Source organism: Pseudolactococcus yaeyamensis (assembly GCF_054658615.1).
Window position 1 is genome coordinate 1 of the sequence record NZ_BAAGGP010000161.1, and the last position, 2,360, is coordinate 2,360.

Below are 2,360 nucleotides of genomic sequence, written 5' to 3' on the forward strand. Positions count from 1 at the left end.
TTCGGCAATGTACAGGTGAATACATTGTCAATACGCTGATAATTAGCACCTCTTGCTTGATAAGTGATAGGAGCGGGATTTCTTGGTTCGATTCCAGGTATCAGCATTGCCTAGCAATAGGCAAATATTTTCCTTTTTTACTCCCAAGGTACAAGATACTCCCCTATCTTGTGCCTCCTAAACCAAGGCCGCTCAGTTGGTAGAGCCTAGGTCTGTTAATCGCATATAACAGCTTTCTATCGCAGGTTCAAGTCCTGCCCTTGGTATTTCACTATCGCAAGTACAGACGTGTGCAAGGTAGTGAGAAGTGGTTAACACTATAAAAAATAGTTGGTTGCCGTACAACTGTGAAGATGGCACGGAGAGCAGGCGAATCTCTAGTAAACAAATAACACTGCGCAATGACTTGAGGCTCCAACAGTATTGACAGTAAAGATAAGATGAGCAACCTAGCCGAGGTTCGATTCCTTGGCTAGGGATTGAGAATACTCCTTTTTTCTCACTAAGCCGTGGTCCAACACGCAAGCAGATAGCCTAATTAATGGTAGGTGGCAGGAGAGCATCCTGTTGTAGGTTCAAGTCCTGCTATTTGCATTAACACAAAATAATAGCGAGACAAAGTCTTTTGGACGAGATTTTGTTATATCGCAAAAGGAGAATTATGGGCAGTAGTATTAAAAAAGTCAAGCGAACCGAAAAATTCACGCAGCTTGCTAATACCGCCATTAGGGATAAACGATTAACACCTAATGGACTATCGGTTTTAACGTATCTTGATATGGTTGAAAAGATGGTAGGAAGTATCAATCCTGAAACTGGTAAACCTTATCGAATTACCAAAAAAGAAATCTCAGAAAGATTTGGTCAAAAACGTTGTGACAGCGGTTGGCTAAACTTGATTAATTCAGGTTATCTCATCAGTTTTAAGAAGTATAGCTCAAATCAAAACGAGTATAATTACGTGTTTGACGACATGAAATTCGAAGAATTGGAAAGTGGTGAATTTGACTTATTAACGGAGTTTAAGAGCCAATATGAAGACGGCTATATTTGGTTTTCATCGATGATTGCCCAACCTAAAAATCGAACTAAAGAGTTGATAGCTGCTAGTTTACCATCAAACATTGATGATGAAGAACGCGAGCAGTTGTCTCAGTGGATCTGGGAGAGAATTCCGCAGGCACAAGATGAGGTAAGTGTTGAAGAAAGCGCAACAATCAAACAAACATTTTCAGAAATTGAAGCACAAAATACACCAGTTGTCGCTAAACCTGCCCCTTCTAGTGAGGCTGATAAACTAGCCTATCTAGAACAACAAATAGACGATGAATTACCAGAGTATAGACCATTGTTTGATGAAGTAGAGCGAAGGTTACCCAAAACGGCAAATCAATATATCGTCAAAAATGCTGTAGTTGATAGCATCTACAATATGATGGCATATCTGGATATGGAACTCCCTCAATTTATTCAGAGTATGAAACCAAGTGGCTGTAAGCGGTTAATCAATCTTGATACAGGTGAAATTGAACATGACGTATCCTTTATTGGAGTACCTGAAAAATACTGGTCGCCTAAACAAGAAGAGATGGAATTTATCACCAGATTCATTTCTAAACAATTTGAAATTACAGAAGCTAATCTCAAAAATCATAACAAGTATGATGACTATTTCGTCAATGGACTTGAAAACCTGTTCAACCTCACTAAACATAAATTGAGCAATAATGTTGAGTTGGATTTTTAATCACAAAGAGTTGAAATTATATGATTTTAAACATACTACTTTTGGTACTTTATGGGTTAGCCATTCCTTTTGTCTTGCTATTGGCTATTGTAATATCTATCATTCTAGCTTCAATGTTTGTTAGGTTGACATTTCCTTTGTTCTTTTTGATAAATAAAGACCAATAAAAACTTGACCGCAATGTCACTAAACTATCGCTCTTTGACAACTGAATATCAACCTACGCCCTGATTATGGTGATAAGGCTTGTTTTTACAAGCAGCTGCCACGTATGCCTATGAGATAAAAAAGAAATAGGGGAGTAGTCGTAAGGTGGCGTAATGAACCACTCTCAGGCATCCACGAGCGAGTCCCTACCATGGCAAAACTATGGCTAAACGAGCCATGAGTTCGAGATATCTTTGACTATAAATCTCACGGAAAAAGCACCGATAAAGCTACGGCTTTTCAACCTCAGACATGAGGGTTAATAATAAATTTCCTAAGGAGGAAGTTTGAAAAAAACTCAAAATAGAAGCGCCCCAAGAAAAAGGGCGCACAAAAAGTATTATTTGACTTACTAAAAAATTAAGCGACATTGAACCCGTGTTTTTGAGCGTATTTGATAGCTCCT

At 38.5% G+C, this 2,360-nt stretch carries 1 protein-coding gene and 1 tRNA gene; both read left to right on the forward strand.

Annotated elements, in window-relative coordinates:
* Window positions 1-181 precede the first annotated feature (181 nt).
* Window positions 182-266, forward strand: a tRNA-OTHER gene (locus ACYQ21_RS15305).
* Between the two features lie 395 nt (window positions 267-661).
* Window positions 662-1,747 carry a hypothetical protein gene (locus tag ACYQ21_RS15310; RefSeq protein ID WP_460059526.1) on the forward strand — a complete coding sequence of 362 codons (1,086 nt, stop codon included), beginning with the start codon at window positions 662-664 and terminating at the stop codon, window positions 1,745-1,747.
* The last annotated feature ends 613 nt before the right edge of the window (window positions 1,748-2,360 follow it).

Excerpts from the sequence above, each read along its gene's own strand:
- ACYQ21_RS15310 (WP_460059526.1), top strand. The coding sequence starts at position 662 with ATGGGCAGTAGTATTAAAAAAGTCAAGCGAACCGAAAAATTCACGCAG.